18 protein-coding genes and 1 tRNA gene are annotated in these 18290 nt (G+C 70.1%); 12 read left to right on the top strand and 7 right to left on the bottom strand.

Annotated elements, in window-relative coordinates; translation table 11 throughout:
• Positions 1 to 59: 59 nt before the first annotated feature.
• On the bottom strand, positions 60 to 1256 hold the full coding sequence (locus tag KPL78_RS11580) for a M20 aminoacylase family protein (RefSeq protein WP_219763088.1): 1197 nt from the start codon (positions 1254 to 1256) through the stop codon (positions 60 to 62).
• 144 nt (positions 1257 to 1400) lie between these two features.
• Here KPL78_RS11580 and KPL78_RS11575 point away from each other — a divergent pair, with 144 nt between their 5' ends.
• Positions 1401 to 2012, top strand: a complete 612-nt coding sequence (locus tag KPL78_RS11575) for a hypothetical protein (RefSeq protein ID WP_219763087.1) — start codon at positions 1401 to 1403, stop codon at positions 2010 to 2012.
• Between the two features lie 71 nt (positions 2013 to 2083).
• Here the strand turns inward: KPL78_RS11575 and KPL78_RS11570 are convergent, their stop codons facing one another.
• Both KPL78_RS11570 and KPL78_RS11565 read right to left on the bottom strand, forming a co-directional pair.
• Positions 2084 to 2650 carry an HdeD family acid-resistance protein gene (locus KPL78_RS11570; RefSeq protein WP_219763086.1) on the bottom strand — a complete coding sequence of 189 codons (567 nt, stop codon included), beginning with the start codon at positions 2648 to 2650 and terminating at the stop codon, positions 2084 to 2086.
• A gap of 98 nt (positions 2651 to 2748) precedes the next feature.
• Positions 2749 to 3738: a bile acid:sodium symporter family protein gene (locus tag KPL78_RS11565; protein WP_219763085.1), complete on the bottom strand. Its 990-nt coding sequence runs from the start codon at positions 3736 to 3738 to the stop codon at positions 2749 to 2751.
• 86 nt (positions 3739 to 3824) lie between these two features.
• On the opposite strand from KPL78_RS11565, the gene KPL78_RS11560 reads away from it, so the two are divergent.
• A complete protein-coding gene (locus KPL78_RS11560; RefSeq protein WP_219763084.1) occupies positions 3825 to 4691 on the top strand; it encodes a LysR family transcriptional regulator in 867 nt (288 codons plus the stop codon).
• 26 nt (positions 4692 to 4717) lie between these two features.
• Here the strand turns inward: KPL78_RS11560 and KPL78_RS11555 are convergent.
• A tRNA-Ala gene (locus KPL78_RS11555) sits at positions 4718 to 4793 on the bottom strand.
• Positions 4794 to 4898: 105 nt separating this feature from the next.
• Between KPL78_RS11555 and KPL78_RS11550 the strand changes: the two genes are divergently transcribed.
• Genes KPL78_RS11550 through folD form a run of 3 tightly spaced genes read left to right on the top strand, consistent with a single transcriptional unit; the run spans position 4899 to position 6342 of the window.
• Positions 4899 to 5201, top strand: coding sequence for a YggT family protein (locus tag KPL78_RS11550; protein ID WP_219763083.1), 303 nt, complete (start codon positions 4899 to 4901; stop codon positions 5199 to 5201).
• On the top strand, positions 5201 to 5503 hold the full coding sequence (locus tag KPL78_RS11545) for a DUF167 domain-containing protein (protein ID WP_219763082.1): 303 nt from the start codon (positions 5201 to 5203) through the stop codon (positions 5501 to 5503). Before KPL78_RS11550 ends, KPL78_RS11545 begins: the two co-directional genes overlap by 1 nt.
• A complete protein-coding gene (gene folD, locus KPL78_RS11540; RefSeq protein WP_219763081.1) occupies positions 5500 to 6342 on the top strand; it encodes a bifunctional methylenetetrahydrofolate dehydrogenase/methenyltetrahydrofolate cyclohydrolase FolD in 843 nt (280 codons plus the stop codon). The genes KPL78_RS11545 and folD overlap by 4 nt, the downstream gene beginning before the upstream one ends.
• Positions 6343 to 6484: 142 nt before the next feature.
• Here folD and KPL78_RS11535 read toward each other — a convergent pair whose 3' ends face one another.
• Positions 6485 to 6871, bottom strand: a complete 387-nt coding sequence (locus KPL78_RS11535; protein WP_219763080.1) for a hypothetical protein — start codon at positions 6869 to 6871, stop codon at positions 6485 to 6487.
• Between the two features lie 155 nt (positions 6872 to 7026).
• Positions 7027 to 7917, bottom strand: a complete 891-nt coding sequence (locus KPL78_RS11530) for a LysR substrate-binding domain-containing protein (RefSeq protein ID WP_219763079.1) — start codon at positions 7915 to 7917, stop codon at positions 7027 to 7029.
• Between the two features lie 207 nt (positions 7918 to 8124).
• On the opposite strand from KPL78_RS11530, the gene KPL78_RS11525 reads away from it, so the two are divergent.
• From KPL78_RS11525 to trhA, 4 genes are all read left to right on the top strand, one after another.
• Positions 8125 to 9105: a Bug family tripartite tricarboxylate transporter substrate binding protein gene (locus KPL78_RS11525; protein WP_219763078.1), complete on the top strand. Its 981-nt coding sequence runs from the start codon at positions 8125 to 8127 to the stop codon at positions 9103 to 9105.
• Positions 9106 to 9120: 15 nt separating this feature from the next.
• Positions 9121 to 11196, top strand: a complete 2076-nt coding sequence (locus KPL78_RS11520) for a hydantoinase/oxoprolinase family protein (protein WP_219763077.1) — start codon at positions 9121 to 9123, stop codon at positions 11194 to 11196.
• Positions 11193 to 12815, top strand: coding sequence for a hydantoinase B/oxoprolinase family protein (locus KPL78_RS11515; RefSeq protein WP_219763076.1), 1623 nt, complete (start codon positions 11193 to 11195; stop codon positions 12813 to 12815). The genes KPL78_RS11520 and KPL78_RS11515 overlap by 4 nt, the downstream gene beginning before the upstream one ends.
• A 134-nt stretch (positions 12816 to 12949) precedes the next feature.
• The gene (gene trhA, locus KPL78_RS11510; protein WP_255568864.1) at positions 12950 to 13639 is read left to right on the top strand and encodes a PAQR family membrane homeostasis protein TrhA; all 690 of its coding nucleotides are present in this window, start codon (positions 12950 to 12952) and stop codon (positions 13637 to 13639) included.
• A gap of 156 nt (positions 13640 to 13795) precedes the next feature.
• On the opposite strand, the gene purD is transcribed toward trhA, so the two are convergent.
• On the bottom strand, positions 13796 to 15064 hold the full coding sequence (purD, locus tag KPL78_RS11505) for a phosphoribosylamine--glycine ligase (RefSeq protein WP_219763075.1): 1269 nt from the start codon (positions 15062 to 15064) through the stop codon (positions 13796 to 13798).
• 50 nt (positions 15065 to 15114) lie between these two features.
• On the opposite strand from purD, the gene xseA reads away from it, so the two are divergent.
• The 3 genes from xseA to KPL78_RS11490 all read left to right on the top strand — a co-directional run bounded on the left by xseA (position 15115) and on the right by KPL78_RS11490 (position 18289).
• Positions 15115 to 16563, top strand: coding sequence for an exodeoxyribonuclease VII large subunit (xseA, locus tag KPL78_RS11500; RefSeq protein WP_219763074.1), 1449 nt, complete (start codon positions 15115 to 15117; stop codon positions 16561 to 16563).
• Between the two features lie 350 nt (positions 16564 to 16913).
• Entirely contained in the window at positions 16914 to 17687 is a 774-nt protein-coding gene (locus tag KPL78_RS11495) for a M23 family metallopeptidase (protein ID WP_255568863.1), read from the top strand.
• The gene (locus tag KPL78_RS11490; protein WP_219763072.1) at positions 17684 to 18289 is read left to right on the top strand and encodes a class I SAM-dependent methyltransferase; all 606 of its coding nucleotides are present in this window, start codon (positions 17684 to 17686) and stop codon (positions 18287 to 18289) included. The genes KPL78_RS11495 and KPL78_RS11490 overlap by 4 nt, the downstream gene beginning before the upstream one ends.
• Position 18290 lies beyond the last annotated feature (1 nt).

The following is an 18290-nucleotide window of genomic DNA, read 5'->3' as shown; positions in this document are numbered from 1 at the left end:
GAGTAACGCTACAGGATGCCGGCGTCACCCACTATGCCATTTTTTTGCACATTGCGGCCTCAGGCCGCTCCGCTGCCCATTTCCTGCTCGACCACGCCGACCCAATAGGCAACGCCAAGCGGAATGATCTGGTCGTTGAAGTCATAGAGCGGCGTATGCACCTCGGCCGAGGTGCCGTCCGGCCCCGTTCCGGCGCCGAGAAACATGAAGGCGCCGGGCCGTGCTTCGAGCATCAGCGCGAAATCCTCGGCGCCCGTCACGGGCGGGATGACCGTCACCGCGCTGCCTTCGACCAGGCGGCGCGCCGCGGCGCGCGCGACCTCGGTCTGCTCCTCGTGATTCACCAGCGCCGGTACGCCGCGGCGATAGATCGCCTCCGCCGTGCAGCCATGGGATGCGGCGAGGCCGTGGGCGAGTTCGCCGATACGCTTCTCCAGCAGGTCGCGCACCGCGGGGGTGTAGCTGCGCGCCGTGCCGGTGATGGTGATCTCGGATGGCATGACGTTGGGCGAGACGGGCGACCCGCCCTGGATCGACCCGACCGACAGCACGGCGGCTTCGATGGCCGGCACGTTGCGCCCGATGATGGTCTGCAGCGCGAGCACGAAATGCGCCTGCACCACCGTCACGTCGGTGGCGAGATGCGGCGAGGATCCGCCATGCCCGCCCGTGCCCTTGAAGGTGACGATGAAGCGGTCCGACGCCGCGAGCGCCGGGCCGGTGCGGATACCGAAGACCCCCTGCGGAATGGTCGGCGCATTGTGCAGGCCATAGACGGCATCGCAGGGGAAACGATCGAACAGCCCGTCCTCGATCATCGCCTTCGCGCCGCCACGGCCTTCCTCGGCGGGCTGGAAGATCAGGTGCACGGTGCCGGCGAAGTCGCGGTGCTGCGCCAGCCAGCGCGCCGCACCGAGCAGCATGGTGGTATGCCCGTCATGGCCGCAGGCATGCATCACGCCGGTATTCGTCGAGGCGTAGGGCTTGCCCGTCTGCTCGCTGATCTGCAACGCGTCCATGTCGGCGCGCAGACCGATCGCCCGCTGGCCCGGGCGCGTGCCCTTGATGGTGCCGACCACGCCGAACTTGCCCACGCCTTCGGTCACCTCGATGCCGAGGGCGCGGAGTTCCTTTGCCACCAGGGCGGAGGTGCGTGCCTCCTCCATGCCGAGTTCGGGATGGGCGTGGATGTCCTGGCGGATGGCGGCGAGTTCGGGCAGCCAGGCGGTCACGCCCTCGATCACGGTGGGGTTCATGCGCGGCTCCTGCGGTCGCGTTGGGAGGGGGGATTCGGTGGCATGGGGCAGGCGCGCCTGGCAAGCCGCATGCTGCCGCCGGTTGCCGTAGCGGCGCCGGCATCGCAGGGTGCGGACCCAATCGAATCGCGGGAGGGATGATCCATGTCCGACACGATCCTGTTTCCGGGCACCGTCGCCTGGTCGGGCGAGAATCCCGGCATCTCGTTGAAGGAGGATGCGGCGGGGGGTTTCACCACCCTTGCCTCCTTCTTTCGGGTCGTGCTGTCGCCGCATGGGCGCGGCCACGCGCTCGTGCTGCTGCTTTCCCCGCAGGAGGAGGCGCCGCCCGCCGACCGTGCCAATGTCTGCTACACGGACAATGAGGCGCTGGCGCGCTGGCTCGTCGCCGATTTCGTCTCCCATTTCGGGGCGTGGCGCGGCCTGCCGGGGCTGAAGGGGCTGCAATACCGGGGGCTCGACGGCGTCGAGACGGGCGGCGACGCCATCACCGCCTACAGCGAGACGGTGCGCGCCGGCGAAACCACGGTGACGCTGACCTGGTCGGGGCTCGGCAAGCCCTTCTGCTTCGCGCTGACGCCGGCGACCTCGGCGACCGGCGCGCATCACATGCCGACCCTGTTCGTCGGCTGCGAGCGTGCGACGGTCACCGTCAATGGCCGGGATCGCCCGGGCGCGCCCATCCCACGTGAGATCGCGGGGCAGAGAATCTCCACGGCCATGCTGGCGTTCTCGGAGACGTGGATCCGCGCCTGAGACCGCCCTGGGCCAGGACATGACGACCCGCCGGCCCCGCGCATCCGCGCGGCCGGCGGCGCCGATCGGCGTCAGCCCTGCTGGTTGAGCCGCCGCAGGCGGAAGCCGAGCAGCAGCAGCACCACGCCCATCACGATCGCCTCGAGCGCGATGATCCAGGCGAGGGCGATCAGTCCTGGTCCCGGCTGCGCCAGCAGCATGGCGCCGAACAGCACCGTGACCGCGCCGAGCAGGCCGAGCAGCACGTCCGAGACACGGAAGGCGAGCACGATGCGCGCCACCCCGACCGCCACGGCGAAGCCACCGGCCACCAGGACCAGGGCGAAGACCGACAGGCCCGGCGCAATCAGCAGCGCCGCGGCGGCGGCGAGCGAGAGCAGCCCGTCCACCCACGTCCAGACGCCATGCGGCCCCTTGCCGGCAATGGCCTGCCAGATCGTGGTCCCGCCCTCGATGGCGAGCCAGGCCGCGAGGAAGGCGAGCAGCACGAAGATGCTGATGCCCGGATTGAGGAAGGTGAGGATGCCGAAGATGATCGCGGCGGCGCCGCGCAGCGCGAAGGCCCACCAGTGCTGTGCCATGGCGCGCAAGATGGTCACCTGGGCATGGCCGGGCAGGCCATGTGGGGCATCGGACATCGGGGCGGCTCCTCGCTGCGAATCGGCGAAGGATAGCCGATCGGAGCCGCGCGGCTATCGCGTCGCGAAAGCGGTGTTTCCGGTTTGCCGGCTGATGGTCATTCCGCCGGCAGCATCGCCGTCGCCGGCCCCTGCGCGTAGCGCCGCGCCAGCCAGGCGCAGACCATGAGCTGGATCTGATGGAACAGCATCAGCGGCAGGACCATCAGCCCGACCTGACTGCTGGCGAAGAGCACGCTCGCCATGGGCAGGCCGCTGGCGAGGCTTTTCTTCGATCCGCAGAAAATGAGGACGATCTCATCCTCATGCGCGAGGCCGAGGCGGCGCGACAGCATCAGGCTGGTGCCGAGGGCCGCGGCCAGCAGCGCCACGCAGACCAGGGCCAGCATCGCAAGCTGCGTCGGCGAGAGCTGGTGCCAGATGCCTTCCCGCACGCCCTCGCTGAAGGCGGCATAGACCACCAGCAGGATGGACAGGCGGTCCATCCGCCCGAGCAGCGCGCGCTGCCGCTGCACCCAGGCGGCGATCCAAGGGCGCAGCGCCTGCCCCACCGCGAAAGGCAGGAAGAGCTGGAGGGCGATGCCGCGCAGCGCATCGAAGGACAGGCCGCCATGGGCGCCGGCGACACCCGGCATCAGCAGCGCCACCAGCAGCGGCGTCAGCACCATGCCCAGCAGGTTGGACGCCGAGGCGCTGCACACCGCCGCCGCGACATGGCCCCGTGCGATGGAGGTGAAGGCGATGGAGGATTGCACCGTCGAGGGTAGCAGGCAGAGGAACAGCACCCCCGCCTGCAAGCCGGGCGGCAGCACCGCCGTCGGCAGCAGGCCGGTCAGCAGCCCCAGCACGGGGAAGACCACGAAGGTGACGCCGAGCACCGCCAGGTGCAGCCGCCACTGCGCCAGTCCCTGCAAGGCCGCCTGTGGCGCCAGCCGCGCGCCATAGAGGAAGAAGAGGAAGGCGATGGCGATGGCGGTCACGTGGTCGAGCACAACCTCCCCGACCCCGCGGGCGGGCAGGAGCGAAGCCAGGGTCACGGTGGCCAGCAGGGCCGCGACGAAGCCGTCAATGGGGAGGCGGAGGCGCATGGCCGGATGCTCGCGCCACGGCGGGTCATTGTGAATGGCGCTTGTCGTGGTTACGGTGATCATGAAATGCGATAAGCACGCGCATCATGCTGGACCCGCTGCTGCTGAAGAGCTTCGTCGCCGTGGCCGAGACGGGCGGGTTCTCCGCCGCTGGGCGTCGGTTGTCGCTCCAGCAATCGACCGTCAGTGGACATATCCGCCGGCTGGAAGACGCCTGTGGACGGCGGCTGTTCCGGCGCGACACCCACAGCGTGGCCCTGACGAGCGATGGGGAGGCGATGCTCGGCTTCGCCCGGTCGGTGCTGGACACCGAGGCACGGGCGCGGCGGCATTTCGCGGCGGCCACGCTGCGCGGCCGGCTGCGCTTCGGCGCGTCGGAGGACGTGCTGATGCACGGCCTGCCGGAAATCCTGCGCGACTTCACGCAAGGGCATCCGGGCGTGGAGATGGAACTGACCGTGGGCACCAGCGGGGCGCTGCATGCGCGCCTGGCCGAGGGCGGGCTCGACCTGATCTTCGCCAAGCGGCTGGCGGGGGATCTGCGCGGCCGGACGGTGCTGCGCCAGCCGCTGGTCTGGATCGGGCGGCCCGGCTACGCGCCAGACCCCGTCGAACCGCTGCCGCTGATCCTGCTCGCCGCGCCGAGTATCACCCGGTCAAGGGTGCTGGAGACGTTGGAACGCGCCGGGCGGAGTTGGCGCCTGGCCTGCACCAGCGGCAGCCAGACCGGGGTGGATGCGGCAGCGCTGGCCGGGCTGGGGGTTGCACCGCATGCCGCGGGGCTGGTGCCGTCCGGGCTCGCGACCCTGCATGGGCCGGGCCTTCCGGAATTGGGGGAGGTGGAGTTCGTCATCCAAGGGGCGCGACGCGGGCCGGCGGCGGCCCTGGCAAGCCTGCTGGAGGCCAGCGCGGAGCGGCTGGCGCAGGCGCCGGGATGGCGGGCGTTCCGATGAAAGATGTAATGCAATCTCGCGGGCGGTGGTGGAGCTGAGGGGAATCGAACCCCTGACCTCCTCATTGCGAACGAGGCGCTCTCCCAACTGAGCTACAGCCCCAACCCGCGCGAGGCGCGCTGAGTGCCCCAGCGCGCAGGGGAAGTCAAGGCGCCTTGTCCGCACCCCGCCCGGTCACTAGGTTGCGGCCACCTGCAAGGAGGGCCCATGCGCGCGCTGTTCTGGCTGTTGGATACCGCAATCAGCCTCTATGTCTGGGCACTGATCATCGCGGCGGTGCTCTCCATGCTGCTCGCCTTCAATATTCTCGACAGCCGCAACCGGCTGGTCTGGACCATCTCGGACTTCTTCTACCGGGTCACGGAACCGGCGCTGCGGCCCATCCGGCGCTTCCTGCCGGACCTGGGGGGCATCGACCTGTCGCCGCTGGTGCTGATCCTGGCGTTGCAGGCGCTGCGCATCCTGCTCGCGACCAGCATTGCCCCGCTGTTCGGTCTCTACGCCTTCTGATGGCCTTCTGGCAGGCCGAAGCCGCTGCCGTGACCGTCCGGGTGAAGGTGCAGCCCAAGGCGCGCCGCCCCGGACTCGGTGGGGTGAAGCCCACCGCGGACGGCCCGCGCCTCGCCATCGCCGTCAGCGAAGCGCCGGAAGATGGCCGCGCTTCCCGCGCCGCCTGCACGGCGCTCGCCCGCGCCCTGGGTGTCGCGCCATCCGCCGTCGCCCTGCTGCAAGGCGCGTCGTCGCGGGAAAAGCTGCTGCGCGTGGACGGTGACCCCGCCACGCTTGTTCCCCGCCTGGAGTCCCTTGCATGACTGCCCGCATTCTTGATGGCAAAGCCATCGCGGCCGGGCTGCGCGCCCGCCTGGCCGAGCGCGTCGCCACCCTGCCTTTTCGCCCCGGCCTGCGCGTGGTGCGGGTGGGCGAGGATCCGGCCTCCGGCGTCTATGTCCGCAACAAGGACAAGGCGGCGAAGGAGGTGGGCTTCGACAGCGCCACGATCCATCTGCCGGATTCGACCAGCGAGGCGGAACTCCTCGCCACCATCGCCGCCCTGAATGCCGACCCGGCGGTGGACGGCATCCTGGTACAGCTCCCTCTGCCCGCGCATATCCGCACCGAGGCCGCCATCGCCGCGGTCGATCCGGCCAAGGATGTGGACGGCTTCCACCCGCTGAACGCCGGGCGGCTCGCCGCCGGCCAGCCGGGCCTGGTCCCCTGCACCCCGCGTGGCGTGATGCACATTCTCGCCGAGGCAGGCGTGACCCTGCGCGGCGCCCGGGCCGTGGTGCTCGGCCGGTCGCAGATCGTCGGGCGGCCCATGGCGCAGCTCCTGCTCGGGGCCGATTGCACCGTGACCATCGCCCATTCGCGCACCCGCGACCTGCCGGCCGAGTGCCGCCGCGCCGAGATCCTGGTCGCTGCCGTGGGCCGACCCGAGATGGTGCGCGGCGACTGGATCGCCCCCGGCGCGGTGGTGGTCGATGTCGGCATCAATCGCCGGGCGGACGGCAAGCTGGTCGGCGACGTTGCCTTCGCCGAGGCGTCCACCATCGCGGGCGCCATCACTCCCGTACCCGGCGGGGTGGGGCCGATGACCATCGCCTGCCTGCTCGAGAATACGCTGGATGCGGCAATCGCCCGACGTCGCTAGAGCCATTCCGGTTCGCCCTGGCCCGCGGCAACGTCTCCGGCCCCGTGTTGCTGCGGGCATCTTCACCCGATCAGATGCCTTTATTCGATCGGGATGTGCCCTGGGCGCCTGGGCCGGACCGGAGGGGTGATCGGGGGCGGCGCTACGGTGTGGCCTGCGGTGTCGTCCTGGGTTGCCTTTGCAGGGTCAGGTCACGGACGCAGTTTCGCGACGCCGCGAATAATTCGCCCGTGAAGGTATTGCCGACGAAGCGACCGATGAGAATCGTGTGTCCGGCGGTCGATTGGATGCTGCCGTCCGGCTGGATCGGGGTGTCGTGGAAGGCGTCATAGAACGGCGTGCGGGCGATTCCATCGCGCACGCCGATCCGCGCCGTGTAGCGCGCGAGCGTGCAGTTGAAGGGATCGACCGGCTGGCGATTTCGGACGGCCGGGCCCAGCCAGACGCCCTTGAAGCGATGCGGTATCGTGGAAGGCGTCGAGGTGCTCCGTTCGCTGGCACATGCCGCCAGCGAGAGACACGTCGCCATCGCGGCCGATCGGCAGGCTCGGGGCATTGCCACGCCTCCGGCAGCGATTGCCCAGCCCTTAAGCCTATGGATCACGCCTCCGGGAATTCAACAGGTTTGAGATCCTGACCTCGGCCCGGGGCCAGCCTTGCGACGGGGCCGGGAATCCTCCCCCGTCACTCCTGTGCTTCGGCGATCAGCCAGTCGCGGAACAGCCGCAGCGCCGGCAGCTCCGCCGACGTTTCCGGATAGGCGAAGACATAATGCTCGCCGCTGTCGAGCGCCTGATCGAAGGGTACGGCCAGGCGCCCGCGTGCGATATCCTCGGCGACCATGAAGCGAGGCATCAGGGCGACGCCCATGCCCTGGGCCGCAGCCTCCGCCACCATGGCATGGTGGTGGAAGCGCGGCCCACGGAACCCGTCCACACCCTCGACGCCGGCCATGGCGAGCCAATCCGCCCAGGCGCGCGGCCGCGTCGAGTGCTGCAACAGGGTCTGCCGCGCAATATCCGCCGTCACCGCCAGCGTCTCGGCCAGGACCGGTGCACAGACCGGCACGCGGCGATCCGCCACCAGGCGGTGCGTCGCGATGCCGCGCTGCGGTGTTTCTTCCAGCATGATGGCGGCGTCCACATCCTCCGCCGCGAAGTCGAGCGGCATCGGCCGCGTCGTGTAGTTCCGGAAGTTCACCACGATCCGCCGATGCGCGGCGAGGAAGCGCGGCAGCCGCGGCATCAGCCAGCGCGTGCCGAAGGTCGGCTGCACGGCGAGCGTCAGCGTCCCGCCCGCCCCCTGATGGGCCATGACTTCCAGCGTCGCCGCCTCGATGCGTGCCAGCGCGGCGCGAAGCTGCGGGGCATAGGCCGCCGCCGCCGCGGTCATCACCAGGCGCTGCCGCACGCGCAGGAACAGCCGCACTCCCAGCAGCGCCTCCAGCCCGGCGAGCTGCCGGCTCACGGCGCTCTGCGTCAGGTGCAGCTCCTCCGCCGCGCGGGAGACGGAGAGGTGCCGTGCGCAGGCCTCGAAGGCCTGCAGGGCAGCGGTCGGTGGGGTGTGGCGACGCATCCGGCGGCCCTGACTTCATTCCAGAACGTCATGAAGGCATGAGGGAGTATCGGTTGCCAGCCCCCTGATGTCGCGGAAGACTGCCGAAAGCGCGGAGGCAGGGCCAACCTGTCCATGCGCCGGGCGCATGAAAGGGCGCGTAGTCATCGCCGGGGCCAACCCGGCGGCACAGGGACGCCGGGCCGGACCGAGATGCAAGGAGGCCCCATGACCAAAGAATTCCTCTCGCGCCGCGCGCTGCTCGGCGCTGCCGCCGCCCTGGGTGCTGCGCTGCCGGCGCAGGCCGCCTGGACGCCCAGCCAGCCCATCCGGATGTTTATCGGCTACCCGCCGGGCGGGGCCGTCGACATCCTGTTCCGCATCGTCGCCGAGGGCATGCAGCGCGTGCGCAACGTCGCCTCGGTGCCCGAGGTGAGGTCCGGCGCCTATGGCTTCATCGCGGCGCAGGCGGCGTCGCGCGCCGCGCCCGATGGCTACACCCTCGCCAGCGGCATCATGGGCATGCTGGCGGTGGCACCCGCCATTCCCGGCATTCCCATTCCCTTCGACCTGGATCGCGAGCTGACGCCGGTGATCAACCTGGCCGGCACGCCTATGGCGCTGGTGGTGCGACCCGACGCGCCCTTCGACGACATCGACGGGCTGATCGCCTATGCGAAGCAGAAGGACGGAACGGCGACCTTCGCTTCCTCCGGCAACGGGTCGATCAACCAGCTCGGCGCGCTGCTCTTCGCCAATGCGGCAGGCGTGACGATGAACCACATTTCCTATCGCGGCGGTTCGCCGGCGCTGCTGGATGTATCCACCGGCCGCGTGGACATGATGGTCGCCAATGTCGCCGAGGTCGCGGCCACGATCCGTGGTGGGCGGTTGAAGGGTCTCGGCGTGACGGCGGCGGAACCGACTCCGCTGATGCCGGAGCTGCAGCCGCTCGCGCGCCGCTTCCCGACGATGGAGATCAACAACTGGTTCGGCATGGTCGGCCCTGCCGGTATGCCGGCCGACGTGGTCGCCGGGCTGGTCGACATCTTCCAGGCGACGCTCAGCGACGCGCAGGCCACGCGCACCCTGATGGAGCGCGGCCTGATCCCGATCGGCGAGGGCGGCTCCGACTTCGCCCAGCGCATCCAGCGCGACCGCGCCCGCTGGAAGCAGGTGGTCGAGACCAACAACATCCGCGGCGACTGACCTCCAGGAATCCCAATGACTGTGTCCCTGTCACTCGGTATCGACATCGGCGGTACCTTCACCGATCTCGTCGTCCTTGACCCTGCCGATGGCAGGGCGGTCATCTGGAAGGAAAGCACCACGCCCGACGATCCCTCCCGCGGGGCGATCACCGGGTTGAAGAAGCTGCTGGAGAAGGGCGGCATCGCGCCGTCCTCGATCGGCCGCGTCGTGCATGCGACGACGCTGTTCACCAATGCGCTGATCGAGCGGAAGGGGGCTGCCACCGGCCTGCTGACGACCGATGGCTTCACCGATGTGCTCGAGATCGCGCGCGAGCGGAAATACGAGCTCTACGACCTGTTCCTCGACATGCCCGCACCGCTGGTGCCGCGGCCGTGGCGGCGGCCGGCCTTCGAACGGCTGGGCCCGGATGGCAGCATCGAGAAGCCGCTCGACGTCGAGGCCGCGCTGCGCGAGGTGGAATCGCTGGTCGCGGAAGGTGTCACCAGCCTCGCCATCTGCTTCCTGCATGCCTATGCGAACCCTGTCCATGAGCGCTTGGCCGCCGACGCCATCGCGAAGCGGTTCCCGTCATTGTCGCTGTCCCTGTCCTCCGATCTCGCCCCCGAGATTCGTGAATATCCGCGCATGGTGACGGCGGCCGCCAACGCCTATGTGCGGCCGATTGCCGAGACGTATCTCGACACGCTGGAAGCCGCGCTGAAGGGGGCAGGCATTCCTGGCGGGCTGTTCCTGATGCTGTCCAATGGCGGCCTGACCCATGTCGCCGAGGCGAAGCGCGCACCCGTGCAATTGCTGGAGAGCGGCCCGGCGGCGGGTGCCCTGGCCGGGGCGTGGTTCGGGCGGCATGCGGGGCTCGATCGCGTGCTGGCCTTCGACATGGGCGGGACCACGGCGAAGCTCGCCCTCGTCGATGACGGCGATCCACTCGTCGCCTGGGGCTTCGAGGCGGCGCGCACCAAGCGCTTCCTGCGTGGCTCCGGCCTGCCGATCCAGATCGCGACCGTCGAGCTGATCGAGATCGGCGCCGGCGGTGGGTCGATCGCCAGACGTAGCGAGCTCGGTACCCTGCATGTCGGCCCGGAAAGTGCGGGCGCGCAGCCCGGCCCGGTCTGCTATGGGCGAGGCGGCGCGGAGCCGACCGTGACCGACAGCGATCTCGCACTGGGCTATCTCAACGCCGATTTCTTCCTCGGCGGCACCATGACGATCGACGCCGCCGAGGCACGCGCCGCGCTGGGCGGCCTGGCCGGCACGCTGGGTCTGGACGCGACGCGCGGGGCCTTCGGCATCCATGACGTGGTGAACGAGAACATGGCGGGCGCGGCACGCGTCGCCATCGCGGAACGCGGGCGCGTGCCGCAGGACTATGCGTTGCTCGCGACCGGCGGGGCCGCGCCGGTGCACGCCTGGCATGTCGGCACCAAGCTCGGCGTGACGCGCGTCGTCTGCCCGCCGGGTGCGGGTGCGGGCAGCACCATCGGCATGCTGATGGCGCCCGCACGCATCGACCGCGTGGCGTCCTTCAACACGCGGCTTAACCAGGCCGATTGGGCCGCGGCGGAGACGCTGTTCGCCGCGCTCGAAGCCGATGCCCTGGCGGTGGTGCAGGCCACAGGTGCGGACCTGTCGCGCCGCGAGGTCCGGCGCCTCGCAGACATGCGCTATGTCGGCCAGGGATCGGAGATCACCGTCGCCCTGCCGGAGGTGCTGACGGAAGCCGCCGTGCTTGCCGCCTTCGAAGCCGCCTATCGCGTGCTGTTCGGCCGCACCCCGCCCGGGGCCGCCGCGCAATTCGTCGCCCTGCGCCTATCGGTCTCCGCCCCCATGCCGGGCGCGGGCGGCATGCTGCGGCTCGATGGCCTGGGCGGTGGCAGCGCGGCGCTGAAGGGCCAGCGCAGCGTCCACTTCCCCGATGCGGGCGGCGCCGTGCCCACCCCGGTCTATGACCGCTACGCCCTGCCCATCGGCACCACCCTCGAAGGCCCCGCGGTCTTCGAGGAGAACGAAAGCACCTTCATCGTCGGCCCCGGCGCGCGCATCGCCGTGCTGCCGGACGGCTCCATCCTCGCCGAGCGCACGCCATGAACGACAGCCCCTCCACCCGCAGCTTCGACGCGGTCGAACTCGAACTCCTCTGGCGCCGGCTGATCTCGCTGGTGGATGAGGCGGCGGCGGCGCTGGTCCGCACCTCCTTCTCCACCCTGGTGCGCGAATCCTACGACTTCTCCTGCGTCGTCACCGACGCATCGGGGCAGTCGCTGGTGCAGGCGACGGAGAGCATCCCGTCCTTCATCGGCACCCTGCCGGAGACGGTGAAGCACTTCATCCGCCTGATCCCGCCCGAGACCCTGCAGCCCGGCGATGTGCTGATCACCAACGACCTCTGGCTCGGCACCGGGCACCTGCCCGACATCACCGTGGCGAAGCCGATCTTCCGCGACGGGCGGCTGGTGGCCTTCAGCGCCTCGACCGCGCATGCGCCCGACATAGGCGGCAAGATCCGCAGCCCCGAACCGCGCGAGGTGTTCGAGGAAGGTCTGCAGATCCCGCCCATGAAGCTGATGCGCGCGGGTGTCGCGGACGAGACGCTCGTCTCCATCATCAAGAAGAACGTCCGCACGCCCGAGCAGACCATGGGCGACCTCTGGGCGCAGGTCGTAGCCCTCGATCTGATGGAAGAACGCCTGCTGATCCTGATGGAGCAGGCGGATCTGCATGACCTGACGGACCTCGCCTCGGAAATCCATCGCCGCTGCGAGACCGCGATGCGCAACGCCATCGCGGCGCTGCCCGACGGTACCTACCACAGCGAGCTGAAGACCGACGGCCTGCTCGATACACCCATCACCATAAAGCTGTCGCTGACCATCGAAGGCGACAGCATCACCGCCGACTTCACCGGCACCGACGCGCAGGTGGATCGCGCGATCAACTGCGCGCTCTGCTACACCTACGCCATGGTGATGTATGGGGTGAAGGTCTGCACCAGCCCCACCCTGCCGAACAACGAAGGCGCCTGGCGGCCCATTTCGCTCATCGCGCCACCGGGCTGCATCGTGAACCCGGTCTTCCCGGCCTCCGGCGGGTCGCGCATGCTGATCGGCCACTACCTGCCGATGCTGGTCTTCGGGTGCCTCGGACAGATCGTGCCGGAACGTGTCATGGCGGCCTGCGGGTCGCCGATGTGGGGCATGAACCAGTCGGGCGTGAACGAGGCCGGCAAGCCCTACGCCAACATGTTCTTCTTCAACGGCGGCATGGGCGGCAATGTGCACGGGGACGGCATCTCCTGCCTGTCCTGGCCGTCCAACGTTTCCTCCACCGCCGTCGAGATCAGCGAACACATCGCGCCGCTGCGCATCCACCACAAGCGGCTGCGCCCGGACAGCGGCGGACGTGGGCGGCATCGCGGCGGGCTCGGCCAGGAAATCCTGATCGAGAGCAAGTCGCCCACGCCGATCGCGGTCTCCTTCCTCGCTGAGCGCACCATCTTCCCGGCCTTCGGCATCGAAGGCGGCGAGGCGGGCGCGCCAGGCGTGCTGAAGATCAACGACGAGAAAGTCGATCCGAAGCGTCAATATGTGCTGAAGACGGGGGACACTGTGTCGTTGGCCACGCCGGGCGGCGGCGGTCACGGTGATTCCAGACTGCGGACCGCACAGGCGGTGGCGGCGGATCACGCTGCGGGCTACGTCACCGAGTGACATTCCCGGCGCCAGCCAGCGATGTCGCTGGCTGGCAGCCCGGATGCAGCCCGCAAATGCCGAAACCGAGCCATGCGGCGGCGCAGTTGGTCATGTGCCTGGACGCGGCGCGACGAGTGGAGGCACCATGCGGCATGGCCACCGCTGAAGCATCACCTGCCACGAAGCTCGACGTATCGGTTGTGTGGCACAAATACACGCGCGGCGAACGGATCGCCGACGGCACCATTCACGTCCTGGGCGTGTCCGCCGCGGTCGTCGCTTGCGTGGTGCTCATCCTGATCGGCAGCGCATCGACGCCGTTGGGCACCGTCGCACTCGGGCTGTACGCCGCGGGGCTGTTTACGATGCTGGCATGTTCTGCGCTCTACAACCTGGCTCGGGAAGGCCGGGCGAAATCCCTGCTTCGACGGTTCGACCACGCGGCCATCTTCACGATGATCGCGGGCACCTACACGCCGATCTGCATCCTTGGCATCGGTGGCGTATGGGGATGGTGCCTCTTGGGGGCGGTCTGGGCGGGGGCGCTGACGGGTATCGTATTGAAGCTGGCGGTGCCTGGCCATTTCGAAGGGGTCTCGATCGCGGCCTATCTTCTGCTCGGCTGGGCTGGCGTCGCCGCCATCCATCCCCTGGTCGTCACGCTGCCGGATCGCGACATCATGCTGCTCGGCCTGGGCGGCGCGTTCTACACCATCGGCGTCCTGATGCACCTGGCGACGAGGATCCGCTACCACAACGCGTTCTGGCATGGACTCGTCCTGGCCGGGGCGGGAAGCCATTTCGTCGTCGTGTACAATCTTGCGATCGAGCCGATGGCCTGATCCCTGCTGTTGCGACGCGCTGCCAAGGCCGCGCGTCGCCGATGGTCCCGATGCCCGATCTGCCGGGTCGCGGCGAGGGATCGAACCGCGCTGCCCCTCCCGTCCGTCAGGCGCCCGGGATGGGACAACGGGGCCGTCACCCGATGGCGGCCGTCTTCACAAGGCCCGCCAGCCGATATCCCGGCGGCAGAAACCCTCCGGCCAATCGATCGCATCCACGGCGGCGTAGGCTGAGCGCTGGGCCTCGGCGAGGGTCGCACCCGTCGCGGTGACGCCCAGCACGCGGCCGCCGGTGGCGACCAGCGCGCCGTCCTCGCGCCGGGACGTGCCGGCGTGGAAGACCTGCACCCCCGGAACCTGCGCGGCGCGCTCCAGGCCACGGATTTCCGTGCCTTTCGCATAGCTGCCCGGGTAGCCTTTCGCGGCCATCACCACGACCAGGGAATGCAGCGGCTCCCACCGCAGGTCGAAGGACGCCAGTTCCTCATCGCAGGCGGCGAGGAGCGCCGGCAGCAGATCGCTCCGCAGCCGCACCATCAGCGCCTGGCATTCGGGGTCGCCGAAGCGGACGTTGAACTCGATCAGGCGCGGGCCGTCCGCGGTGATCATCAGCCCGACGAACAGCACGCCGCGGAAGGGCGTGCCGCGCCTCGCCATCTCCGCCAGCACGGGGTTGACGATGCGGGCCATGGTCTCATCGCGCAGCGCGTCGGTGAAGACCGGCGGGGGGGAATAGGCGCCCATGCCGCCCGTGTTCGGGCCGGTGTCGCCGTCGCCGACGCGCTTGTGGTCCTGCGCGGCGCCGAGCGGCAGGGCCGTCTTGCCGTCGCACAGCGCGAAGAAGGAGACCTCCTGCCCGATCAGGCATTCCTCGATCAGCACCGTCGCGCCGGATTCGCCGTGGATGCGGGATTCCATGATGTCGGCGATGGCGGCTTCGGCTTCCGCGACGGTCGCGGCGACAACCACGCCCTTGCCGGCGGCGAGGCCATCCGCCTTCACCACGATGGGCGCGCCGTGGTCCCGAATATAGGCCTTCGCCGCGGCCGGATCGGTGAAGCGCTGCCAGCGTGCGCCGGGGGCGCCGGCGGCGTCCGCGACCTCCCGCGTGAAGGTCTTGCTGCCTTCGAGTCGCGCCGCCGCCTGGCTGGGCCCGAAGCATTTGAGGCCCGCCGCCGCGCAGGCGTCGGCGAGGCCGAGCGTCAACGGCCCTTCCGGCCCGCAGACGACCAGATCGACGGCCTTCTCCGTCGCGAAGGCAACGAGCGCGGGGATGTCCTCGGCGCCGATGGGCACGCATTCCGCCACCTCGGCGATGCCGGCATTGCCGGGCGCGCACCACAATGTGTCCAGCAGCGGGGAGGCCGCGAGCGCCCAGCACAGCGCGTGTTCACGACCGCCGCCGCCGACCACCAGGACCTTCATCGCGCCTACCCCCGCTTTGGATGGGCGGCGCCTTAGCATAGGGTGGCGCCATGGACACCCCGGCCGTCAGCAACATCCCGGAATATGCCGTCTCCGATCTGGCCGGGGCGATCCGGCGGACCTTGGAAGGCGCCTTCGGCCGGGTGCGCGTGCGTGGCGAGATCACCGAAATGAAGCGGTATCCGTCCGGGCACATCTACCTCTCGCTCAAGGATGCCGACGCGAAGATCGAGGCGGTGATCTGGAAATCGGCCGTTCGCAACCTCGGCACCCTGCCCGAGAACGGCGTCGAGATGATCGCGACCGGGCGCATTTCCACCTATGCCGACCGGTCGAAATACCAGCTCGTCATCGACCGCCTGGAATATGCCGGGGAGGGCGCGCTGCTCGCGCGCATCGAGGCGCTGCGCAAGCGCCTGCTGGAAGAAGGCCTGTTCGAGGAGGCCCGCAAGAAGCCGATCCCGCGCCTGCCGCGCGTGATCGGCGTGGTGACGTCCGAGAAGGGCGCGGTCATCCAGGACATCCGCACCACCATCGCGCGGCGCTTCCCGCGCCACATCATCCTCTGGCCGGTCATGGTCCAGGGGCAGGGCGCGGCCGAGCAGATCGCCGCCGCCATCCGCGGCATGGATGCGATCCCCGCCGGCGGCCGCGTGCCGCGTCCCGATGTGCTGATCGTCGCGCGCGGCGGCGGGTCGCTGGAAGACCTGATGGCCTTCAACGAGGAAATCGTCCTCCGCGCCGCCGCCGCCTGTTCCATTCCGCTGATCAGCGCGGTGGGGCATGAGACGGATACGACGCTGATCGACTACGTCTCCGACCGCCGCGCCCCGACGCCCACGGCTGCGGCGGAACTGGCGGTCCCGGCGCGGGCCGACCTGGTCGCGTCCCTGGCGCAGACCGGGGCCCGGCTCGCCCAGGCGACCGCCGGCCTGCTGAATGCCACGCGGCTTCGGCTTCTGCGCGCCGAGCGCGGCCTGCCCGACGTGCCGGCGCGCCTCGCACAATCGCGCCAGCGCCTGGACGATATCGGGGACCGCCTGCCGCGAGCACTCGTTTCCTTGCTGGACCGGCGCCGCCAGGCCATCGCCGCATTGCGCGTGCCGCATCCGCGTGAGGGCATCCTGGCCCGTCGTGCCGCTGTCCAGGCCCTGTCCCTGCGCCTGTCCGCCGCCTGGGGTCGCCAGCGGGACGCCCGCGCGACGGCACGCGCCCTGACGCGGCTGTCGCCCGCGCCGGTGCAGGCGCTGATCCGTCAGCGCCGCGCGGTGCTGGACGGGCTGTCAGCACGGCTGGACAGCGCGTCCTACCAATCCGTCCTCGCGCGCGGCTTCGCCCTGGTGCGGGATGCCGAAGGGCATGCCGTGACCGCCGCGGGACGCGTCGCGCCGGGCCAGGCACTGCGGCTGACCTTCGCGGATGGCGAAGTGCGCGCGCATGCCGAGGGTGCGGCGGCGCGGAAGAAGAGCCAGGCTCCGGAACAAGGGTCGTTGCTGTGACAGGCACTCGCGACCGGAGGGGGGCTTTGCCCCTCCCCGGACCCCGCCCCACCAAAGGCCACAGGGCCTTTGGAAACCAATACCTGGCGCCGGGCAGAACGGCCCCCGACAACACCGGCGGCCGCGCTGCGCCTGAAGGCCGAATGGCCGAATCATCTTGCCCACCGCGACAGCCACCACCCCATCCGAACCACGGCGCACAGCGCCAAATGGAGGTTTCCAAAGGCCTTTCGGCCTTTGGTGGAGTGGGGTCCGGGGAGGGGCAAAGCCCCTCTCCGGTCCTGTCATCGCCCGCGAGGTTCCCACCCGCGGGAGGGACGCTCCCCCGTCGCGCCCTGCTCGCCGCCCCGATGCTGCTTCTCGCCCGCGCGGCCCAGGCGGTCACGCTCACCGAAGGCGGCCTCACCCAGGGCGGCTTTGTCGTCGGCCAGGCTGAACCCGGCACGCGCGTCGCGCTCGACGGCCGGGCGCTGCGCATCACCCTGGATGGCGCCTTTGCCTTCGGGTTCGGCCGCGACCAGGGCACATCGGCGATGCTGCGCATCATCACGCCGGACAATCGGCGAGAGGAGCGCCGCCTGACCATCGCGCGCCGGCACTGGCAGGAACAGCGCATCAACGGCCTGCCGCCGTCTCAGGTCACGCCGGATGCCGAGACGCTCCGGCGCATTGTCAGGGAACGCGAGAAGCTCGGCACGGCGCGCGCCATCGACAGCGCGCTGACCGGGTTCACGCAGGGCTTCATCGCGCCGGCGCAGGGGCGGATCTCGGGGGTCTATGGCAGCCGGCGCATCCTGAACGGCGAACCGAGGCAGCCGCATTACGGGCTGGATTTCGCGGTTCCGACGGGCACGCCGCTGAAGGCGGTCGCGGCGGGGCGGGTGACGCTCGCGGACGAGTTCCACTTCTTCGGCAATCTCGTGGTGATCGACCACGGGCATGGGGTGAATTCGCTTTACGCCCATCTCTCGGTGATCGAGGTGCAGGAGGGGCAGATGGTCGCGCAGGGGGACCGCATCGCGCAGTCGGGCGCGACCGGGCGCGTGACCGGGCCGCATCTGCATTTCTCGTTCTCCTGGTTCCAGACCTTCCTCGACCCGCAGCCGGTGGTGCTGCCGGCATGAGCACCTCGCTGGCCTGGGACGAACGCTACACGGGCGGCGACTTCCAGTTCGGGGAGGCCCCGAACGTCTTCCTGATGGAACAGGCGCACCGGCTACGGCGCGGGATGCGGGCGCTCGCGGTGGGCGACGGCGAAGGACGCAACGGCGTCTGGCTGGCCGAACAGGGGCTGGATGCGACCTCCGTGGACTGGTCGGCGGTGGGGCTGGACAAGGCGCGCGCGCTGGCCGCCCGCCGGGGCGTGCCGCTTGCGACCGAGGTCGCCGACCTGACCCGCTGGACCTGGCCCGAGGCCCGCTTCGACCTGATCGCCTGGATCTTCGTCCATCTGCCGCCGGAAGACCGCGCCATCGCCGCGGCCGGCGCGCTGCGGGCCTTGGCACCCGGCGGGCTGCTGGTGATGGAATGCTTCACCCCGGCCCAGGAAGGCCGCCGCAGCGGCGGGCCGAAGGATCCCGCCCTGCTGTGGTCGCGCGCCCTGGTGGAACGGCACTTCGCGGGGCTGGAGGTGCTGGAACTGCTGGAAGGCGCGGTACGCCTGGACGAAGGCCCGCGCCACCAGGGCCTGGCCGAGGTGGTCCGGGCCGTGCTGCGCCGCGCCTGAT

It is taken from the genome of Roseomonas alba, from assembly GCF_019430885.1.
Taxonomy (GTDB): domain Bacteria; phylum Pseudomonadota; class Alphaproteobacteria; order Acetobacterales; family Acetobacteraceae; genus Neoroseomonas; species Neoroseomonas alba.
Note: the sequence above shows the minus strand (reverse complement) of the source record. Positions and strands in the feature narration are given on the sequence as shown.